Source organism: Acinetobacter sp. AYS6, from assembly GCF_025630795.1.
In the GTDB taxonomy this organism is placed as follows: Bacteria; Pseudomonadota; Gammaproteobacteria; order Pseudomonadales; family Moraxellaceae; genus Acinetobacter.
Genome location: NZ_JAOTNV010000005.1, coordinates 276837 through 297152, shown reverse-complemented (window position 1 = coordinate 297152; position 20316 = coordinate 276837). Strand labels below are relative to the sequence as shown.

Sequence of the window (20316 nt, the reverse complement as noted above, 5' to 3'; positions counted from 1 at the left end):
TTTTAAACAATCGTCACGCAAGACAACTTGCAAGGAATAACTTTTTGAAGAATATTAGATGGTGTAAGTATTTTATAAATTTACGCTTTTTTACAATTAAAGAATTGGGCAAACCTTGCAGGTTTTCTAGAAGCAATTTAAAACGTTAATATGAGATAACAAGGATCAGATATGAAATTATATTATTCGCCAGGCGCATGTTCTTTAGCTGCACATATTATTTTAAATGAAATTAATGTTGATTTTGACTTAGAACGAGTAGATTTAAAAACACATAAAACAGAAAAAGGCGCGGATTATTACGAAATCAATCCAAAAGGATATGTACCAGCTTTAGAAATTAACCCAGGATTAATGTTAACTGAAAATGTTGCGATTTTACCGTTTCTTGCTCAGCATGACCCTAAACAAGATTTGATTCCGCCGTCAGGGATGGGCCGTGCGAAAGTATTGGAGTGGTTGGGGTATTTGAACTCTGAATTACATGATGCGTATGCAGTCTTCTTTGGTGCGCCGTTAACAAGTGATGAAAAAACCAAAGCTTATGCAGAAATTGATCGTCTTTTAAAATATATCGATAACTATTTGTCTGAATCTGATTATGATTATTTGGTAAATGATAATTTTGGCCCAGCAGATGCTTATCTATTTGTTTTAACAAATTGGTCAAACTCAATTGAGCATGATTTAACTCCGTATAAACACATTATTGCACTACGTAATAAAGTTGCAGAACGTCAATCTGTACAAATTGCGATGCGTGATGAAGGCCTAATCTCATAATCATTTTTAGGCTTCAAAAAAAGCCCCTGTATAAACAGGGGCTTTTTTATTTCTAGAGATTAGTGTTGAGCATCTTTTTTTACTTCAGCAGCAGTATTTTCAACAGCTTGAGCTGTATCAGCAGTTGCTTTACGAGCAGTCGCTTCAGTTTTTGCAGCAGCGTCAGCAGTTGCATCCGCAGCATGGTCAGTTGCAGCATCGATTTTTGCAGAAGCATTATCAGTTGCAGTTGCAATATCGCTTGCAGCTTCGTTACCTGCAGATTTAATATCTGCAGTTGCTTGTTGAGCTGCATTTTCTAAATGTTCACCCGTTGTCGCGCCTGTTTCTGGAGCTTTATCTTTATTACATCCAACAAGGGCAACGGTCGCAGCAAGACCTAAAGCAACAAGTAATTTATTCATTGTGTTTTTCCTTCTAATTCATGGCATCCAAAATTATGGATGTCTAAAATATAAACATAAACTAACTGATTAATAAAGATCGAAAATTGTTAAAGAGTTGTAACTCTAATATTAAAAAAGCCTAGCATTTTGTAATGCTAGGCTTGGGTTAAAACGTATTGGTTTGACTGAATTTTACTGTCCAGAACGGATGATGTAATCAAACGCAGAGAGTGATGCTTTAGCGCCTTCACCTGTGGCAATAATGATTTGCTTGTAAGGCACAGTCGTACAGTCACCCGCAGCAAACACACCTTGCACGTTGGTTTCGTTGCGGTCATTCACAATGATTTCGCCACGGTTGGTTAACTCAACTTCACTGTCTTTTAAGAAGTCAGTGTTTGGGAGTAAACCAATCTGTACAAAGATCCCTGCAAGTTCTACTACATGCTCTTCATTAGTGGCACGGTCTTTATATTTAAGACCAGTCACTTGTGAACCATCACCTAATACTTCTGTACTTAAGGCATTCATAATCACAGTTGTGTTTGGCAAGCTATGCAATTTGTTTTGCAACACTTGGTCTGCACGAAGTTTTGTATCGAACTCAACCAGAGTCACATGCTCAACAATCCCTGCAAGGTCAATTGCAGCTTCAACACCTGAGTTACCACCACCAATCACCGCAACACGTTTGCCTTTGAATAACGGACCATCACAGTGTGGGCAGTATGCGACACCACGGGTACGGTATTCTTGTTCACCCGGTACATTCATCTCTCTCCAGCGTGCACCTGTTGAAAGGATCACTGTTTTCGATTCAAGTTTCGCACCGTTTTCAAGTTCAACCGCAACCAAGCCATTTTCAGTTTGGTTGGCACCCGTGATTTTGCTAACACGTTGCAGGTTCATGATATCAACATCATATTCACGAACATGTGATTCCATCTCGGCAGCAAACTTAGGACCTTGCGTTTTTTGCACAGACGTGAAGTTTTCAATGTCCATGGTATCCATGACCTGACCACCAAAACGTTCAGCCACGATACCGGTGTTAATACCTTTACGTGCAGCATAGATCGCAGCTGTTGCACCCGCAGGGCCACCACCAATGACCAGCACATCAAAAGCATCTTTGGCATTAAGGGCTGCTGCATCTTTTTCAGCAGAGTTGGTGTCAAGTTTCGCCACAATTTCTTCAAGGGTCATACGACCTTGACCAATGTGTTCATTGTCTTGGAATACCATCGGTACAGCCATAATTTTGCGTTGTTCCACTTCGTCTTGGAAGAATGAACCGTCAATCATGGTTGCTGTAGTGTTCGGGTTATAAATCGCAATCAGGTTAAGTGCCTGTACTACGTCCGGACAGTTATGACAGCTTAATGATACAAACACATCAAAGTTTGCTTTGAGGTTTAAGCCTTTAATCTGGTTAAGCACTTCATTTGACACTTTAGGTGCATAACCAGAAACCTGTAACAGTGCCAAGATCAAAGACGTAAACTCATGGCCCATTGGTAAGCCAGCAAAGAACACACGAGGTTGTTCACCTGCTTTAGCCACACCAAAGCTTGGACGACGTGTATTGTTGCCATCAAAACGGGCAGTGACTTGGTCAGATAGTTCAGCGATTTCGGTTACCAGTTCTTTAATTTGAGCCGCTTTATCTGATTCATCCAAAGCAGCAACTAATTCGATTGGACTTTCTAAACGTTCTAAATAAGCTTTTAATTGAGTTTTAATGTTTTGATCTAACATCTGTTTTTACTCCAATGCATCCAAATTCTTTCAATAGATGCATAGTACGTTAAAACACAAAATAGGTAAAACAGTATGTTTTTATATATTCAATCGGTTTTTTGAATTATTAAAAACATTCATAAATAAGATCAATAATTTATCTCTAAAATATTCTTTTTTATCTTTTATAAGGTTTTAAAGTGAAAGTATTTAGAAATTTATATATGTTATATGGCTGTAAAGATTTTATGTCATAACATTAAAAGGTACTTTCATGTCATTGCAACGCGGCATTTATCAGCATTATAAAGGTAATCTCTATCAAGTTTTTTCTGTGGCAAAACACAGTGAGACTGAAGAAGAGTTAGTCGTTTATCAGTGTCTTTATGGTGACTATTCAACTTGGGTACGTCCTCTTGATATGTTTACTGAAACGGTTCAAATGGCTGATGGAAGTATCGTGCCGCGCTTTAAGTTAATTCAAAGTACTTAACTCAAACGGCTGTCATATAAAATAACGATTTTAAAGGATGAATATATGCCAAATACTTTTTTCTTACAAAGAGTTGCCGATTTATATGACACCTTTAAACGACATGATGCCCAGCAAGCAGATCGTTTGCTGCGGTATCGCAATATTGAGGCTGAGTCTGCAAAACTGCTATCGCAATTTATTCGAATGCAGCAAGCCAAATCAATTTTAGAAATCGGGACTTCAACAGGTTACTCTACTTTATGGCTTGCTGAGGCGGCACAATCAACTCACGGTAAAGTAACCACGCTTGAAATTGATGCCAATCGTAGTCATGAGGCAAAACGCCATACGACTGAACTCGCATTAGATGAATTGGTTGATTTTTGGATAGGAGATGCAGCCGACTATTTAAAAGAAGCTCAGGAAACTTTCGATTTTATTTTGTTAGATGCTGAGCGTCCTGCTTATGAGAATTATTGGCCAGATTTAAAACGTTTAATGAAGCCAAAAGGTGGCGTACTCATTATTGATAATGTCATTTCACATGCGGCTGAAGTCAGTTCATTCTTAGCTTTAATTAAAAAAGATGAAAATTTTATGAGCAGTATTTTACCCGTAGGTGCTGGTTTATGTATTGTAGTGGCAAGGTAAACCATTTGAAAATATCATTTATTCATTCATAAAGGTCTGTTCAAAGCAGGCCTTATTTTATTAGGTTATGAAGCATTCACTAAAGATAGGCGAGTAAAGTGTAAGTCGAATTCTAAATATTTATGTACAAAAGCAGCTTTGTCTGTTGATCGTAATAAGTTGTCATAAATAAATTCTGGTACAGGATGATAAAGTTCGCCTGAACCATCGCTATAAAATATTTTTAGATGACGTGAAGTTGCATTGTATTTCCATGAAGTGACTGCCACAGTATTCGCCATAAATTTTTCCCCTTTTATTTCATATGACTTAAGCTCAAAAAAACATCGGTTATTTATTCGACATTACTCAAACTTCATGTAATGGGGAAGGGCAGAATTGTAAAACTATCAGTAGAAAATGTGATGTGCTTATTCAAAACAAAAGAACCATCCGATGAGGGATGGTTCTTTGAGTTTTTAAAATCTAATAAGAGATTAGATTTTACCAACTAGGTCGATAGATGGAGCAAGAGTAGCTTCGCCTTCTTTCCATTTAGCTGGGCAAACTTCACCTGGGTGAGCGTGTACGTATTGAGCAGCTTTTACTTTACGAAGAAGTTCAGATGCGTCACGACCGATACCACCAGCGTTGAGTTCAACGATTTGGATTTTACCTTCTGGATCGATAACGAAAGTACCACGATCAGCTAAACCTTCAGATTCGATAAGAACGTCGAAGTTTTTAGAAAGAGTCCAAGTTGGGTCACCAACTAATGGATATTGGATTTTTTTGATTTCTTCAGAAGTGTCGTGCCAAGCTTTGTGTGTGAAGTGTGTATCAGTAGATACAGCATAAATTTCAACACCAAGTTTTTGGAATTCAGCGTAGTTATCAGCTAAGTCACCAAGTTCAGTTGGACAAACGAAAGTGAAGTCAGCTGGATAGAAGAATACAACAGACCACTTACCTTTAAGGTTAGTTTCGTTAACTTCAACAAATTGGCCGTTGTGGTAAGCAGTTGCTTGGAATGGTTTAACTTCAGTATTAATCAAGCTCATCATTGTCTCCATGATTGAGGTTTATATTTAAACTTGTTTACGAGATCTAGAATAAATAAAAATTCTTTATTGGGGAAATAGTATTTTTACATGACTAAAATCGGAAAATTGAATAAGTGATAAATTTACGATTTTTAAGTCCCCAAACACTGTATTCGATTTGACTGCAAAAACATGTAAATCAAATGACAGTTATCGTAAAAGAAACTTGCCTAACAACATGAAGTCTACTTAACCAAAATTCAAGGGTAAAATTTTAAAAAATTAAAAATATATAAAAAACCAAGTGTTTTACCTGAAGGGCATTAGAGCGTAAAATAGAGGATTGTTGTATTTTTAGGAAAATTTGTCTGTGCAGAATGATTTAAATATTGATCAGTGGGTAATGGCAAGAGATCGTTACCGTTTAAATCGTTTACGTAAAGATAAAAAAGCCAATACAGCAGAGATCGAAAAACTATTTGAACAATCTAATGCCAAAGTAAGACAGCGATTTGAACGTCTTCCTAAAATTAAACTCAATCAGGATTTACCTGTTTCTCAATATGCTGACCGTTTAATTGAAGCGATTCAAAAGCATCAGGTCATTATTGTGGCGGGTGAAACCGGTTCAGGTAAAACCACTCAGCTTCCTCAAATTGCAATGTTAGCAGGCCGTGGCTTAACAGGTATGATTGGCCATACCCAGCCACGTCGTTTAGCTGCACGTAGTGTGTCTCAGCGTATTGCAGAAGAAGTCGGCGAAAAGCTCGGCGAGTCTATTGGTTTTAAAATCCGTTTTAATGAACAAGGTTCGCAAGATTCAATTGTACGGTTAATGACCGACGGTATTTTGCTTGCTGAATTAGGCAATGACCGCTATTTGTCTAAATATGACACGATCATTATTGATGAGGCGCATGAACGCTCACTCAATATCGATTTTATTATGGGTTATTTAAAGCAATTACTGCCAAAACGCCCAGATCTCAAAGTTATCGTGACTTCGGCAACTTTAGATGTAAATCGTTTTAGTAATTACTTTAATGATGCGCCTATTTTTGAAGTGGAAGGGCGTAGTTATCCGGTCGAAGTACTTTATCGTCCAATTTCAGAGATGAATATTGGCGGAAGTGATGACGATGAGTTTGATGATTTTGAAGAAAACTTACCTCGAGCAGTCGTACAAGCGGTTGAAGAATGTTTTGCTGATGCGGAAGCAAAAGGTCACCCCGAACATGCCGATATTTTAATTTTCTCAAGTACAGAACAAGAAATTCGTGAGTTGCAGGAAACCTTACAAAAGTATGGGCCTAAACATACCGAAATTTTACCTTTGTATGCGCGCTTAGCTGTTTCTGAACAACAAAAGATTTTTAGTCCGGGTGGAAAGGGGCGTCGTATTATTATTGCGACGAACGTAGCCGAGACTGCTCTTACAGTTCCAAATATTCGTTATGTGATTGATAGCGGTTTTGCCCGTATTTCTCGTTATAACTACCGCTCACGTGTGCAACGTTTACCAATTGAAGCAATTTCTCAAGCTGCTGCCAATCAGCGTAAAGGGCGTTGTGGTCGTATTGCTGCGGGCGTGTGTATTCGTTTATATAGCGAAGAAGATTTCCTAAGCCGTCCTGAGTTTACCGAACCTGAAATTAAACGGACTAACTTAGCGTCCGTCATTTTGCAAATGCACAGTTTAGGTTTAGGTGAGTTAGAAAACTTTGATTTTATTGAGCCACCAGATTTCCGTCTTGTAAATGATGGTCGTAAGTTACTGATTGAGTTAGGTGCACTCAACGAGAAAAAAAATGAGCTGACTAAAGTCGGGCAAATGATGGCACGTATGCCGATTGACCCACGACTCGCTCGTATGATTGTGGGCGGTGCTCATTTTGGCGTACTTAAAGAAATTTTAATTGTGGTGAGTGCTTTAGCTGTTCAGGACCCGCGTGAGCGCCCAGCCGATAAACAAATGCAGGCTGACCAAAAGCATGCATTATTCAAAGAAGCCGATTCAGATTTTCTGTTTTATTTGAAACTTTGGGATACTTTAAATCCTAAAGGTGAAGCAGGGATGTCTGAAAATAAACGACGTCAATTTGCTAAGCAGAATTTTTTAAGTTGGTTACGTTTACGTGAGTGGAAGCAGACACACCAGCAATTAGTTGAGTTAGCAGAAGGTTTAAAACTCAGCTTTAATGAAAAAGCTGCGAACTATGAAAACTTGCACCGTGCATTGCTGACAGGTTTATTATCTTTTATTGCCAATAAAACTGATGAACGCAATACCTTTATGGCGGTGCGTCAGCAAAAGGCTAAAGTTTTTCCTGCAAGTACTTTGCACAAAACCAATACCTCTTGGGTGATGGCTTTTGAGATGGTCGAGACCTCTCAAGTGTACTTACGGACTTTAGCCAAAATTGACCCTGAATGGATTTTGCTTGCTGCACGTGACTTATTGAAATATCACTATTTCGAGCCGCATTGGTCTAAGAAAGCTGGGATCGTAAATGCATATGCACAAATTTCTCTGTTTGGTTTAATTATTGAACCAAAACGTTTAATTAATTTTGAGAAAGTTGATCAACCTGCTGCTCATGAGATTTTCTTACGCGATGCATTAACCACCGGTAATTTGGGAACGATCCCACCATTTTTAAAACATAACTTACTTAAACTTGAAGAAGTAGAGCGAGTTGAAGATAAATTGCGTCGCCGTGATTTAGTGGTCGATGAAGAAACGATTTATCAGTTTTATGCCTCTAAGATTCCCGAAGAAATCGCAAGCCGTCGTAGTTTTGAAGATTGGCGGGCGACGGTAGAAGCAAATCATCCGCGTTATTTATTTGTTGAAGATGATGCACTTTGGCTCAATGACCGACCAACAACGCAGCAATTCCCAGATCATCTACACAATGGTCAGCTACGTTTAGCAACAACATATCATTTTGACCCGAGCCATGATGAAGATGGTGCAACTGTTCAAATTCCTGTACAGGCATTGCCTCAAGTTGATGAAAATATCTGGTCATGGGGAATTCCGGGTTGGCGCCAAGATTTAATTGAGGCATTACTTAAAGCTTTACCAAAAGACAAGCGTCGTAATGTGGTGCCAATTCCTGATACTGCTCGTAAACTTATGCAAGGCATCGATGCTGTACATTTACGTGAACATATTTTTAGTTATTTAGCTTTTGCCTTACGGGGTGAGCAAATTACTGACAAAGATTTCTCGTTTGAACGTATTGATCCATATTTGGTGCCTTTCATTAAGGTTATTGATGAAAAAGGTAAGTTGATTGCAAAAGGCCGTGATTTACCTGAATTAAAAGCACGTTGCCGCGTAGAAACGCATCGTCCAGTGAAACAGCAAAAAGGTGAGTTTAAAAACTTCCCTGAGAATTTTACTTTTGAGGCTTCTCATAAAGTCACGGGTGTTGTTGTGAAACAATATCAGGCTTTGGTACCTACCAAAGCTTTTGCTGAAATTGAAGCTAAAGATGACTCAGGCGTTGTTATTCAGACTTTTAATGATCAGGCCGAAGCCATTAAGCAGCATCGTGAAGGGATTATCCGTCTGGTCCATATGCAGCTTGGCGATTTGGTTCGCCAGTTGAAAAAGCAGATTTCAAAACCACTTGCTTTGGCATATTCACCTTTGGGTGATAAAGCTAAGCTTGAGCAGATGTTGGTTTATGCAACGTTGCAGATGGCAATTACGACTTTGCCAATTAACGCTGATGAATTTAATAAGCTGCTAGATCAGGTCAAAAAGCAATTTTTGAGTTATGGTCAGCAAGCACTTGAGCAATTAAGTGATATTTATATTCAGTGGCAGCAAATTCGCCGTCAGTTATTAGTGCTCGACCGAGATATATTTGGCCGTAGTGTTGATGATATTGAAGATCAGCTAGATTTAATGTCCCTTGGCAATTTTGTTTATTGCCAACCAGTCGATCTTTGGCAGGAATATCCGCGATATTTAAAAGCGCTGCTATTGCGTTTAGACCGATTGCCCAATAATCTACAGCGAGATCATGCAGCAATTGACGATGTCGATCCATGGATGGACAAGGTATTTAAGTTCAAAAACAATCCCAAAATCAAAGAATTGTATTTGATGTTGGAAGAATTCCGCATTTCTTTATTTTCTCAACCGATGAAAACCAAGATGCCTATTTCGCCAACTCGACTGCAAAAGTTATGGGATCGTTTGGGAATCAGTTAAGATAGATCGGGGTCTGTTTATGTTGTTGTTTAGCCTACAACGCAATTTATAAATGAAAGATTAACAGACCCTATTCATTTTTTTAGGAGTTTTACATGGGCATTCGTATCACAGGTACTGGGTTATTTCACCCAACAGAAATCATTTCTAATGAAGAACTGGCCGACAGTTTAAATGCTTATGTGGAACAATATAACCAAGAGAATGCAGAGAAAATTGCAGCAGGTGAACTCGAAGAATTACGTGGTTCAAGCGCTGAATTTATTGAAAAAGCGTCTGGTATTAAGCGCCGTTACGTGATTGAGAAATCAGGTATTCTTGATCCAAATCGTTTACGTCCTCGTTTGTCTGAACGTTCAAATGACGAGTTGTCACTTCAAGCAGAGTGGGGCGTGATTGCTGCGAAACAGGCAATGGAAAATGCAGGCGTAACTGCTGAAGATATTGATGTTGTAATTTTGGCATGTTCAAACATGCAGCGTGCTTATCCGGCGGTAGCGATTGAAATCCAGTCGGCACTTGGTATTCAAGGTTATGCCTACGACATGAATGTTGCTTGTTCAGCTGCCACTTTTGGTTTGAAACAAGCAGCAGATGCAATTCGTTCAGGCGCTCGCCGTGTTTTATTGGTGAATGTCGAAATTACATCGGGTCATCTAGACTATCGTAACCGTGATTGCCACTTCATTTTTGGTGATGTTGCGACTGCTTCTATTATTGAAGAAACGACTACTAAAACTGGTTTTGAAATTTTAGATATTCATTTATTTACTCAATTTTCAAACAACATTCGAAATAACTTCGGTTTCTTAAACCGTAGTGAAGATGCGGTAGTTGACGACAAGTTATTCCGTCAAGATGGCCGCAAAGTCTTTAAAGATGTTTGTCCATTGGTGGCAAAAATCATTAATGCACAGTTGGAAAAAATGCAGTTAACTGCAAACGATATTAAGCGTTTCTGGTTACACCAAGCCAATGCCAATATGAACGAGCTCATCTTGAAATATGTGGCTGGTAAAGAGGCAGATCTAAGCCGTGCCCCAATTATTCTAGATGAATTTGCTAATACCTCTTCAGCAGGCGTTATTATTGCTTTACATCGTACAGGCCATGAAGTAGATAATGGTGAGTATGGCGTGATTTCATCTTTCGGCGCTGGTTATTCAGTAGGTTCGATTGTTGTACAAAAGCATGTTGCTTAAGTGGCAAAGTTAATTAAAAACGCTCGTAAGAGCGTTTTTTTATGGGTCGAAAATAATAAAGCGGACCAAAATTGGCCCGCTTTAATTGAATCAAAAGTTATTAAAACTTTTTGGTGTAGTTTACAAATAAGCGGTCTTCACCAAAGTCATTGCCATGTTTAACGTTATAATCAATGCGAATATATTGAAGAGCGACGCCTTTTAAGAGGGGCTGCTGAAATGCGTAGTTTAAAATCACATTTGACTCGGTTTCGTGGTTCTTTTCACCATTGGCGGCTTTAAAGTCATGACCATACACATATTTCACCATCGCGTTTAGGCCTGGCACATAATCTTTAAAATCGTAGCCATACATCACATGATAAGACTTTTCGTCTTCTTTAAAGAAACCAGTAGCGTTCCAGTTAATGAAATATGTCTCTGGTAAGAAACCGTCCGGTAACGGGTAAGCCGATTCACCGATAATCTGTTGGTAACCTAAACCAAAGGTATGGTTTTTTACTTTGAGTGTTTCTAGTACTCCAATGTTTTGTGCATCAATATCAAAAGTATTTCCATCATCTTTTGCATTGAAGTATTTAAACTTAGAAGTAAGCGCAAAATTAGGTTGTTTCCAATTATGCTCAAGTCCTACATAGTGTTTATTGTAGAGATCTTCCAAATTACCAAAGTAATATTCACCCTTTAAAGACGGCGTAAATTGATAGCGCAGGTCAATATAATTTAAGCCATCAGATTCTTTGGTAATGCCATTTGAAGTGAACGAAAACTTTTTAAAATCTTCTTCATTTCGTGGAGAGACTTTTTCCACTCGGCCAATTTCTGCATAAAGCTGATCTGAAAGTTGTGATTTAAGATTGGTTCCCCAATAAGAGGCAAGTAATTGTCGGCTCGCATCTACAGCCGTTACAGGTAGGTCTAACCAGAGTTCACCGACACTTAAAAGGGTTTTGTTGTAGCCCAGTTTTAAGGTCGCGCCGTATTTTAAAAAGTCAGATGCTTGAGATTGTGTTTCTTTATTAAAAGGCAAAACTGTGTCGGCAACGTGTTTGTCCGAACTTAAGCGAACGGCGTATTGAACGGAAGCATCGGCACCAATCGTAATGGGCTTGTCTGCAATAACTAGTGGAGTGTCATGCATTTTCGATTTATAAAATAATGATGCTGCCTGAGACCAGCTTCCCGTATCTTTTAAGGCATCATTATCAAAATTACGGTTGATATAGGCATTTTTTAAAGTGAATTTCCATTCATCTTCGGGCTGCTGATTTGGATTTGCAGCGAATGAATTGCCACACATCAATATTAAGGTCGCGAAAGTTAAAGCACATGGCTTAAAGCGGTGTAATAATTCCATAATCCATTTCCAAAAAGATGCGCCAGTCCTCGGCGCATTTAATTTACTGCTGGGTAAGCGTGTTTTGAGGGTTAAAAGTTGATGGCGTTTGTGCGGCAACAGAGGCTTTTAGATTGACCATAAATATTGCAAGTGCAGCAATCACACCCGGAATTGCAATCGCTAAGAAATTCATTTGGTGAGGAAGCTCAAGTGTGAGTAGGGCGCCAGTTAAAACTGGTCCGATAATCGCACCGATACGGCCAATTCCAGATGCCCAGCCCATGCCAGTTGAACGAAGTGCTGTCGGATAGAACTGCGCAACAAAAGTGTAGAGTAAGATTTGCGAACCAATTGTGGCAGCGCCAGCAATCGCAATCAGGCTATATAAAATAAATTGCGGACTATTAATGCCAAGCAGAATTAAAGCTGCTGATCCCACGATAAACATGATCGTAATAACAGGTTTTAAATGGAATCTGTCTGCTAAAGCACCGCCACCAATTGCACCGACCATGCCGCCAATATTAAGTGCAAACAGGAATAACATGCTTGCACCTAATGAATAGCCCGCTTGCAGCATGAGTTTAGGTAACCAGCTTCCTAAGGCATACACCATGAGTAGGCACATAAAGAAAGCAATCCAGAACATAAATGTGCTGAAGGTACGACCTTGTTGGAAAAGTGCACGGACAGGGGCATCTGTTGTTGTGCTTTCGTTTAACACCAGCTGTGTATTGGCGGTTACCTGCGTTTCTGGCGCAATTTTACAAACAATACTTTTTGCCTGTTCGCTATGGTTCGATTTCACTAAAAAGGTGAGAGATTCAGGTAAAAAGTTCCAAATGAGTGGGAGCAATAACAGGGGAATACCCGCAATTAAAAACATGATTTGCCAGCCCATATCTTTCACGAGCCATGCACCAAGTAGAGCAGATGTCATGCCGCCAATTGCATAGCCACTAAACATGATTGCGACCAAGGTACTGCGGATTTTTTTGGGTGCGTATTCGGTCATAAGCGCGACGACGTTTGGCATGACACCGCCAATCCCAAGGCCTGCAATAAAGCGCAAAATAGCAAACTCTGTTGGTCCTTTGGCAAAGGCACCTATAAAGGTAAATCCGCTAAATAAGGTGACACAAATCAGGATGGTCTTTTTACGTCCCAGTTTGTCTGAAAGCGTGCCGAAAATCATGGCACCGAACATCATCCCGAATAGTGCAGCACTGGCGAGCAGGCCTGCTTCAACTGCAGTTAACGACCATTGCTGCATTAATAGAGGAAGAGCAACCCCATAAATAACTAAATCATATCCATCAAAAATAATAATAAGTAAGCACCAGATTAAAACTTTCCAATGAAAAGATGTAAAACGGGCCTTATCAATTAACTCATTAATATTAACCTTGCTCGTATCCATTTTCTTCACCTCCAATTTGTGAAGCATCGCGTTATTTTTTAATAAACTATTTTGTTATTGGATTAGAGTCAAAAACCTAATTGATATATCTTTATGTCTTTTAGGTATTTTGTTTTTTTTGAATTAAGCTTTTGAAAAATATAATTTATTTTAAGTTGGTGATTTGGTCTTATTACAATGTTTAAAATGGAGTTGAATATTGTATTATGAGAATTCTAAGGATTTTATAGATGTTTTTTTATAGATTTTATTGATGATAATCACACTTAAAAATATCGTTAAATTTATATTAAGATTTGAAGTGAAAATATAAATACAAAATACTAAAGTCTATTATTTAATTATTTTAGAAATTGATCTTAAAAATGAAATTTAATTTATATTTAATAAAAATCGCCCAATCAGAATTAGCAAATTATTTGCATTCTGATTTGGCGATTGCGGTTTTATTTTAGGTGAGGGAGTATTTAGATAAAAAATTAATTTGTGGCTGAAGTTGAGCGTGGTGTGAGAATGAAATGGGCGATTACACCAATACAAATACCCCAAAAAACTGAGCTTAATCCAAGAAAATGCATGTCTGATGCAGTAGCTAAAAAGGTAATAAGTGCAGCATCACGTTGATTGTCATTTTTCATGGCAACAGAAATATTGGTGGCAATTGCACCTAACAAAGCTAAACCGGCCAGTGCTGCAACCAACTCTTTAGGAAGTAAGCTAAATAGCATGACAATACTGCCAGCAAATAAGCCTCCTAAAATATAAAAAATTCCGTTGGCGATTCCTGCAATGTAACGTTTTTCTTTAAGTTCATGTGCATCTTTGCCCATGCATAACGCCGCGGTAATTGAGGCAAGCACAATCGTAATACCACCGATGCAAGCAACAGCTAAAGAGGCAATACTGGTGACAGTAATAATGGGTTTGGCTGGGGTGTCGTAACCGCTGAGTTTCATTATCGCCATACCCGGTAAAAATTGGCCGGTTAGGCTGACTAAAATGAGAGGAACAGCGAGGTTGAGTGTTGAGTTCCATGTCCATTCGGGGCTAATCCACTGAGGAATCGCTAAACTAAAACTCACATCAACCGGATTCATTTTGCCTAAAATAAGGCTTAATAAAACTCCGGCAGCTAATACCCAAATCATGGTGTAGCGTGGCATTAAACGTTTGGCAATTAAAAAGACAAGGAGCATGCTAAAAACAATAAAAGGCATGCTATCAGACGCAGTAAATAGACCAATACCAAATTGAAAAAGAATACCAGCCATCATGCCCGCAGCAACGTCTTGCGGAATCCACTTCAGTAATTTGTCGAAGTAACCTGTAACGCCAATTAAAAAAATAACGATGGCAGACGTAATATAGGCAGCTACTGCTTCATTTAATGAGACATTTGGAAATAGAGTAACTAACAGGGCAGTACCCGGTGCTGACCATGCGGTTATGACAGGCGTTTTATATTTAATCGAAAGATAAATACCTGAAACGGCGGCACCAATTGAGATTCCCCAAATCCATGACACCATCATGTCGGTAGACACATGAGCACGCTGAGCAGCTTGGAAAAAAATAATCAGTGGGCCTGAGTAAGAAATTAAAACCGCGAGAAAGCCCGCAACTGTTGCTGATATGGACCAGTCATTTTTTAATGTCTTTAACAGGGTTGCCATGTGTGATTGCCTCCATGCAAATCATTTTATTTACCCAATCATGCAAAAAGATCAGGGTTAACCCTGATCTCCACCTCCGACCGAAATAACCGATCCGGTCATATAGGATGCATCGTCTGATGCAAGAAATAAAATTGCATTCACTTGTTCTTGAATTGTGCCATAACGGCCCATAAATGTTCGATCTATTGTTTGATCAACTACTTGCTGCATCCAGTCTTTTTCATTTTGACTTAACGGATTGGCATTGCGTGGTACTTTGCGAGGCGGTGCTTCGGTTCCACCCGTCGCAACGGCATTGACTCGAATTCCATCTTTGGCATGTTCAAAAGCGAGTGATGCCGTTAAAGCATTTACACCGCCCTTAGATGCAGAGTAGGGAATACGGTTAATACCACGTGTTGCAATTGAGGATACATTTACAATCACACCCGATTGTTGCTTAATCATGGCGGGCAACACAGCGCGGCAACACCATAACGTTGGAAATAACGAGCGATTGACTTCCTTAATGATCTCTTCTTCAGAAAACTCTTCAAAAGGTTTCATCCAGATCGCGCCACCTACATTATTAATCAGGATATCTACCCGACCATAGTGTTCAATGGCTTTCGCAACAACCGCTTGTGCACCTGCATATGTTTCAAGGTCAGCATTAATCGTGACAGCATCACCGCCTGCACCCTGAATTTCTTTGAGAACTTCTTCAACATATTCAGAGCGGTCAGCCATGATGACTTGGCCGCCTTCAGCTGCGACTTGCAGTGCCACACCACGACCAATACCTTGGGCACTACCCGTAACAATCACGACTTTATTGGTAAATCTTTGACGGTTTGACATCGAAAATTTCTCCACCTTGAATTAGTTTGCAGAGAATTTTTCAAACAAGAAATTAGCAGGTTTGATATTTTCAGTTTCTAACCAGCCACGTACAGCTTCCACCATTGGTACTGGTCCACATAGATAAACATCGACGTCGCCACCGTTTAACCATTCACTTTCAATATGACCCGTGACGTAGCCTTTGCGTTCATGGGTGCTCTCTGGGTTTGCGACCACAGTTCGATATTCAAACCATGGAAATTTCGCCTGCAACTCATTAAGTTTTTCTAGAGCAACCAAATCAAAGTCATTTGTTACACCAAAGACTAAACGAACAGGTTGTTCTGAACCTTTTTCTTCAAGCACTTGTAACATAGACATAAATGGGGCAATGCCTGTACCGCCTGCCAGCATTAGCACTGGACGCGCTACATTACGTAAATAGAAGCTACCGAATGGACCGGTAAACGTCATTTTGTCACCGGCTTTAGCATTCTTGCTTAAGAATTCACTCATCTTGCCGTTCGGTACGTTACGTACTACAAAGCCAGTCAAGCGGTTGCCTGGCTTTGAGCTAAATGAATATGAACGGGTTTCGCCAGTTTCAGGAATTGCAACATTCACATATTGACCTGCAAGGAAATGAATATCCGGTTGGCCTTCATCAAGTTGAATATCAAATGTGATGGTTGAATCTGATAAGTTTTCAACGCGGGCTAATGTGCCTTGGAAGCTATGAATTGCTGTTTTGCAAACATCTGACGAAGCTTGAATCTGAAATACAGCATCGGAAGTTGGGCGACATTGGCAAGCAAGAATATAGCCTTGCTCAGCTTCTTCAGGAGTTAATGCATCTTCAATATAGGTTTCTTCTGGCATGTCATAACTACCGGTCTCGCAAAATGCGCGGCAAGTTCCACATGCACCATCACGGCAATCCAAAGGAATATTAATTTTTTGGCGATAGGCTGCGTCAGATAGGGTTTCGCCTTGAGCTACGTTAATGAAACGTGTAACACCATCTTCAAATTGAAGTGCAATATTGTGGTTTGACATGGCATGTATCCTACAAAATATTTGAAACTTTTACCCTCAGCCAACAGTCCGTTTAACTGAGGGGGTATGTCTTAAAGGTGGTAGATATCAATCACTTGATTGATGTAGTCATTTTTCAAAACGACATACTTGCTCAAGATTTTTGGTTGATCACCTGAAAAATCGATCACATAACGTGACATACCGAAATAGCTGTAATTTGTCTTGTAACGGAAACTTAAGGTATTCCAGTTAAAGCGAACAGTGACTTTGTCGCCGTCGCGATCTAGAACTTCAACGTTGGCAATATTGTGGCTTGTGCGCGTGTCCGGCATGGTTGCAGATGAGCGCTCGGTTTTAATACGGAACACACGATCTTCTAAACCTTGACGATCTGGATAATAAATAAGTGAAATTTCAGATTGCGGATCTTCAGTTAATCTATCGTCGTCGTCCCAAGCTGGCATCCAGAAAGAGGCTTCCGGTGCATAGCATTCAATCCAGTCATCCCATTGTTCATCATCTAAAAAACGAGCTTCACGATAGAGAAACTGAGCAATATTTTCTAAAGTTGCTTTGTCTTGAGTGCTCATGCTGTTTCTCCCTGATCAGCAATTTCTTTCTCTGATGCAATCGCGTGTTTCATGGTGTGTAACCAATATTGATGTTGGGCAAGATAAAGACCTTCATCTTCAGTTTTAATCCCACTTAACATTGGCTTTAAACCAATTTCATTTGCTGCATCGTCTGGTCCATAAATCCAGTGTTTTGAACCGCGGCACATGTCATTCCATTCAAGTGCGATACCTGCATAGCCTGCCTGACAAGCACGAAATTCTTCTAAATCGTCTGGTGTTGCCATACCTGAGGCATTAAAGAAATCTTCATATTGACGGATACGACGTGCGCGAGCTTCGGGTGCTTCCCCTTTAGGCGCGATACAGTAAATGGTGACTTCGGTTCTATTGACCGAAAGTGGGCGAAGTACACGAATTTGTGAACCGAACTGATCCATCAAATAAACGTTTGGATAGAGACACAAGTTACGTGAACGCTCAATCATCCATTTCGACATCGCTTCACCATATTTTTCGGTGTATTCGTCTGCTTTCGGGAAGTTCGGACGGTCTTCTGGGTTTGCCCATTGTGTCCAAAGCAACATATGACCATTTTCAAAGCCATACGAGCCACCGCCTTGTTTACCCCAAGAACCTGCACTCATCGCACGGATGTTGTCGGCAGCTTGAGTTTCTTTACGGTGTTGAGTTGTCGCTGCGTAGTTCCAGTGCACAGCAGAAACGTGATAACCATCGGCGCCATTTTCAGCAGTGAGTTTCCAGTTGCCTTCGTAGGTATAGGTTGATGAACCACGTAAAACTTCTAAACCATGTTCAGACTGGTCAACAATCATGTCGATGATTTTGGTGGTTTCACCCAAAAACTCTTCAAGAGAAGGAACATCAGGATTTAAGCTACCAAATAAAAAACCTTTGTAGCTCTCAAAACGAGCCACTTTTTTAAGGTCATGTGAGCCTTCTTGGTTAAAGCAGTCCGAGTAACCAGCTTCGCTTGGATCTTTAACTTTTAAAAGTTTTCCTGAGTTGTTAAACGTCCAGCCGTGGAAAGGGCAAGTATATGTCGCTTTGTTACCACGCTTGTGACGGCAAAGTTGTGCTCCGCGGTGTGAACACGCATTAATCATGGCATTGAGTTCACCGTTACGGTTGCGGGCAATAATGACCGGCTGACGACCAACGTAAGTGGTGTAGTAGTCATTATTATTTGGAATTTGGCTTTCGTGTGCTAAGTAAACCCAATTACCTTCGAAGATATATTTCATTTCGAGGTCAAATAGGGCTTCGTCAGTAAACACTGAGCGATGAAGTTTAAATTCACCTGTATCGATATTATCTACAAGTAATTCATCAATACGGTCAAGATGGCTAGTATTGATTACAGGAATACGTGGCATGTCCGTTCTCCGACTTTCCAAAAGTGTGGAAGTCACCAAGGCCTTAGCTACGATCTACAAGGTCTTGATATCCTAATATTGTCAATGTGCGCATGAGCGCGATGGGTATTTAACCGTGAATTGATGAAGATGAATCACTGGAAGATTGGCAAGAAGGCTTTTCACAAAGCAATTCATCACTTCATCGGTTTGTTGCTTGTATATACCTTAAAAGAATGGTTAAACTGTGTCTAAGACTGAATTTGCATTTTTTTATATCTTAAAGGTATGGAAGCCTTATGGAACTAAGACATTTACGGTATTTTGTGGCTGTTGTTGAAGAGCAGAGCTTTACAAAAGCCGCGGAAAAACTATTTATTGCTCAACCACCTTTGAGTCGGCAGATCCAAAATTTGGAAAGTGAGCTTGGAATTCAACTGTTTGAGCGCGGAAGCCGTCCTTTACAGACAACTCCAGCCGGACATTTCTTTTATCAGCATGCTCTTAAACTTTTGTCGAATGCTGAAGAAATAAAAAGTATGACCAAACGTATTGGTCTCATTGAACGTAGTGTGACGATTGGTTTTGTCGGGTCTTTACTCTATGGTTTACTGCCGCGAATCATTTATTTATTTCGGCAACAGCAACCTCATTTGAATATTCAATTGATGGAGTTAAGTACAACCGAGCAACTACAGGCATTAAAAGAAGGACGCATTGATGTTGGGTTTGGACGTTTAAGAATTAGTGATCCTGCGGTGAGACGTATTTTGCTACGTAAAGAACGCTTAGTAGTTGCTGCGCATACGAGTCATCCGATTGCTCAGCGTACGGAAGGGGTATATCTGGCTGATCTCATTGATGAAAAGATGTTTATGTATCCCACTTCGCCGAAACCTAATTTTTCGACCCAGCTTTTAAATATTTTTGCCGAGCACAGTTTGGTTCCAAAAAATATGCATGAGATACGGGAAATCCAACTGGCTTTGGGCTTGGTGGCAGCGGGTGAAGGTCTGTGTATTATTCCTGCCAGTGCCGATACCATTCGCTTTCCTCATTTAAATTACATTCCGATTTTAGATAATGGCGCAGTCAGTCCTATTTTTATTACTGCACGGGCAATGGACCGAAGTGAAGACTTACAGCTTTTGTTTGATTGTATTTATCAGGTTTATGATCTTGAAGGTATTCCATATAAACGCACCGTTTTCACGCTCGATCAGAATCCGATAGATGATTCAGACGGTATCGATTTTTAAATAAAGCAGGGCATAGCCTCAAAAGCTGAAGCTATGCAAGATATTGATATTTTATTGCACTTGAGCTGGGAAACCATCTTCTTCAAGTGCTTCAGTAATTTTATCGACGCTTTCACTGCTTTCAACAGTTACGATTTTAGTCGCTAAATCTACATCTACTTTTGCATTTGGATCGATATCTTGAATCGTTGCTGTCACACCACGTGCACAGCCGCCACAAGTCATATTTTCAATAAGTAGTTTCATGTTCATACTCCATCAAGAATGAGATGTTTGTTTGGATAACACTGAGTCTAAACCTTGTCATGATTGTAAGGTCAATACTAA

At 39.8% G+C, this 20316-nt stretch carries 18 protein-coding genes and 1 pseudogene; 7 read left to right on the top strand and 12 right to left on the bottom strand.

The genetic code is table 11. The annotated features are described in order from the left end of the window. Positions 1-171: 171 nt before the first annotated feature. Positions 172-783, top strand: coding sequence for a glutathione binding-like protein (locus tag OD757_RS06140; protein ID WP_009388462.1), 612 nt, complete (start codon positions 172-174; stop codon positions 781-783). Between the two features lie 59 nt (positions 784-842). Here OD757_RS06140 and OD757_RS06135 read toward each other — a convergent pair whose 3' ends face one another. Next, positions 843-1187: a hypothetical protein gene (locus OD757_RS06135; RefSeq protein WP_009388440.1), complete on the bottom strand. Its 345-nt coding sequence runs from the start codon at positions 1185-1187 to the stop codon at positions 843-845. Positions 1188-1361: 174 nt separating this feature from the next. Further along, complete coding sequence (gene ahpF, locus OD757_RS06130) at positions 1362-2927, bottom strand: alkyl hydroperoxide reductase subunit F (RefSeq protein WP_263031212.1); 1566 nt, start codon at positions 2925-2927, stop codon at positions 1362-1364. Positions 2928-3183: 256 nt separating this feature from the next. On the opposite strand from ahpF, the gene OD757_RS06125 reads away from it, so the two are divergent. Next, on the top strand, positions 3184-3402 hold the full coding sequence (locus OD757_RS06125) for a DUF1653 domain-containing protein (protein WP_004702746.1): 219 nt from the start codon (positions 3184-3186) through the stop codon (positions 3400-3402). Between the two features lie 45 nt (positions 3403-3447). Beyond that, positions 3448-4035, top strand: a complete 588-nt coding sequence (locus tag OD757_RS06120; protein WP_263031211.1) for an O-methyltransferase — start codon at positions 3448-3450, stop codon at positions 4033-4035. A gap of 65 nt (positions 4036-4100) precedes the next feature. On the opposite strand, the gene OD757_RS06115 is transcribed toward OD757_RS06120, so the two are convergent. Together OD757_RS06115 and ahpC are read right to left on the bottom strand one after the other, a co-directional pair. Beyond that, complete coding sequence (locus tag OD757_RS06115; RefSeq protein WP_005070287.1) at positions 4101-4316, bottom strand: KTSC domain-containing protein; 216 nt, start codon at positions 4314-4316, stop codon at positions 4101-4103. 195 nt (positions 4317-4511) lie between these two features. After that, positions 4512-5075, bottom strand: a complete 564-nt coding sequence (gene ahpC / locus OD757_RS06110) for an alkyl hydroperoxide reductase subunit C (protein WP_003652649.1) — start codon at positions 5073-5075, stop codon at positions 4512-4514. 352 nt (positions 5076-5427) lie between these two features. Here ahpC and hrpA point away from each other — a divergent pair, with 352 nt between their 5' ends. Together hrpA and OD757_RS06100 are read left to right on the top strand one after the other, a co-directional pair. Beyond that, entirely contained in the window at positions 5428-9285 is a 3858-nt protein-coding gene (hrpA, locus tag OD757_RS06105; RefSeq protein ID WP_263031210.1) for an ATP-dependent RNA helicase HrpA, read from the top strand. A gap of 95 nt (positions 9286-9380) precedes the next feature. Continuing rightward, on the top strand, positions 9381-10487 hold the full coding sequence (locus OD757_RS06100) for a beta-ketoacyl-ACP synthase III (RefSeq protein WP_013198471.1): 1107 nt from the start codon (positions 9381-9383) through the stop codon (positions 10485-10487). 100 nt (positions 10488-10587) lie between these two features. Here OD757_RS06100 and OD757_RS06095 read toward each other — a convergent pair whose 3' ends face one another. The 7 genes and pseudogenes from OD757_RS06095 to benA all read right to left on the bottom strand — a co-directional run bounded on the left by OD757_RS06095 (position 10588) and on the right by benA (position 18751). Next, complete coding sequence (locus OD757_RS06095; RefSeq protein WP_263031209.1) at positions 10588-11844, bottom strand: OprD family porin; 1257 nt, start codon at positions 11842-11844, stop codon at positions 10588-10590. Between the two features lie 43 nt (positions 11845-11887). Next, entirely contained in the window at positions 11888-13246 is a 1359-nt protein-coding gene (locus tag OD757_RS06090) for an aromatic acid/H+ symport family MFS transporter (RefSeq protein WP_263031208.1), read from the bottom strand. Positions 13247-13725: 479 nt separating this feature from the next. Then, positions 13726-14919, bottom strand: coding sequence for a benzoate/H(+) symporter BenE (gene benE, locus OD757_RS06085; RefSeq protein ID WP_263031207.1), 1194 nt, complete (start codon positions 14917-14919; stop codon positions 13726-13728). Between the two features lie 57 nt (positions 14920-14976). Beyond that, positions 14977-15762 carry a 1,6-dihydroxycyclohexa-2,4-diene-1-carboxylate dehydrogenase gene (locus OD757_RS06080; protein ID WP_263031206.1) on the bottom strand — a complete coding sequence of 262 codons (786 nt, stop codon included), beginning with the start codon at positions 15760-15762 and terminating at the stop codon, positions 14977-14979. Positions 15763-15783: 21 nt separating this feature from the next. Further along, positions 15784-16800, bottom strand: coding sequence for a benzoate 1,2-dioxygenase electron transfer component BenC (gene benC / locus OD757_RS06075; RefSeq protein ID WP_263031205.1), 1017 nt, complete (start codon positions 16798-16800; stop codon positions 15784-15786). 52 nt (positions 16801-16852) lie between these two features. Next, positions 16853-17372, bottom strand: a pseudogene (gene benB, locus OD757_RS06070) (benzoate 1,2-dioxygenase small subunit). Further along, on the bottom strand, positions 17369-18751 hold the full coding sequence (benA, locus tag OD757_RS06065; RefSeq protein WP_263031204.1) for a benzoate 1,2-dioxygenase large subunit: 1383 nt from the start codon (positions 18749-18751) through the stop codon (positions 17369-17371). The pseudogene benB and the gene benA overlap by 4 nt, the downstream one beginning before the upstream one ends. 123 nt (positions 18752-18874) lie before the next feature. Between benA and OD757_RS06060 the strand changes: the two genes are divergently transcribed. Beyond that, a complete protein-coding gene (locus tag OD757_RS06060; RefSeq protein WP_081400032.1) occupies positions 18875-18985 on the top strand; it encodes a hypothetical protein in 111 nt (36 codons plus the stop codon). Positions 18986-19029: 44 nt separating this feature from the next. Beyond that, positions 19030-19989 (top strand): LysR family transcriptional regulator, encoded by a 960-nt coding sequence (locus tag OD757_RS06055; RefSeq protein WP_004702719.1) that lies wholly within the window; start codon positions 19030-19032, stop codon positions 19987-19989. A 51-nt stretch (positions 19990-20040) separates the two neighbouring features. Here the strand turns inward: OD757_RS06055 and OD757_RS06050 are convergent, their stop codons facing one another. Next, positions 20041-20241, bottom strand: a complete 201-nt coding sequence (locus OD757_RS06050) for a heavy-metal-associated domain-containing protein (protein WP_077162564.1) — start codon at positions 20239-20241, stop codon at positions 20041-20043. Positions 20242-20316 lie beyond the last annotated feature (75 nt).

Coding starts and splice junctions, on each gene's coding strand:
- ahpC (WP_003652649.1), bottom strand. CDS start 5,075: ATGAGCTTGATTAATACTGAAGTTAAACCATTCCAAGCAACTGCTTAC.
- ahpF (WP_263031212.1), bottom strand. CDS start 2,927: ATGTTAGATCAAAACATTAAAACTCAATTAAAAGCTTATTTAGAACGT.
- OD757_RS06090 (WP_263031208.1), bottom strand. CDS start 13,246: ATGGATACGAGCAAGGTTAATATTAATGAGTTAATTGATAAGGCCCGT.
- OD757_RS06060 (WP_081400032.1), top strand. CDS start 18,875: ATGAAGATGAATCACTGGAAGATTGGCAAGAAGGCTTTTCACAAAGCA.
- OD757_RS06120 (WP_263031211.1), top strand. CDS start 3,448: ATGCCAAATACTTTTTTCTTACAAAGAGTTGCCGATTTATATGACACC.
- OD757_RS06100 (WP_013198471.1), top strand. CDS start 9,381: ATGGGCATTCGTATCACAGGTACTGGGTTATTTCACCCAACAGAAATC.
- OD757_RS06115 (WP_005070287.1), bottom strand. CDS start 4,316: ATGGCGAATACTGTGGCAGTCACTTCATGGAAATACAATGCAACTTCA.
- OD757_RS06050 (WP_077162564.1), bottom strand. CDS start 20,241: ATGAACATGAAACTACTTATTGAAAATATGACTTGTGGCGGCTGTGCA.
- OD757_RS06055 (WP_004702719.1), top strand. CDS start 19,030: ATGGAACTAAGACATTTACGGTATTTTGTGGCTGTTGTTGAAGAGCAG.
- OD757_RS06140 (WP_009388462.1), top strand. CDS start 172: ATGAAATTATATTATTCGCCAGGCGCATGTTCTTTAGCTGCACATATT.
- benC (WP_263031205.1), bottom strand. CDS start 16,800: ATGTCAAACCACAATATTGCACTTCAATTTGAAGATGGTGTTACACGT.
- benE (WP_263031207.1), bottom strand. CDS start 14,919: ATGGCAACCCTGTTAAAGACATTAAAAAATGACTGGTCCATATCAGCA.
- OD757_RS06095 (WP_263031209.1), bottom strand. CDS start 11,844: ATGGAATTATTACACCGCTTTAAGCCATGTGCTTTAACTTTCGCGACC.
- benA (WP_263031204.1), bottom strand. CDS start 18,751: ATGCCACGTATTCCTGTAATCAATACTAGCCATCTTGACCGTATTGAT.
- OD757_RS06080 (WP_263031206.1), bottom strand. CDS start 15,762: ATGTCAAACCGTCAAAGATTTACCAATAAAGTCGTGATTGTTACGGGT.
- OD757_RS06125 (WP_004702746.1), top strand. CDS start 3,184: ATGTCATTGCAACGCGGCATTTATCAGCATTATAAAGGTAATCTCTAT.
- OD757_RS06135 (WP_009388440.1), bottom strand. CDS start 1,187: ATGAATAAATTACTTGTTGCTTTAGGTCTTGCTGCGACCGTTGCCCTT.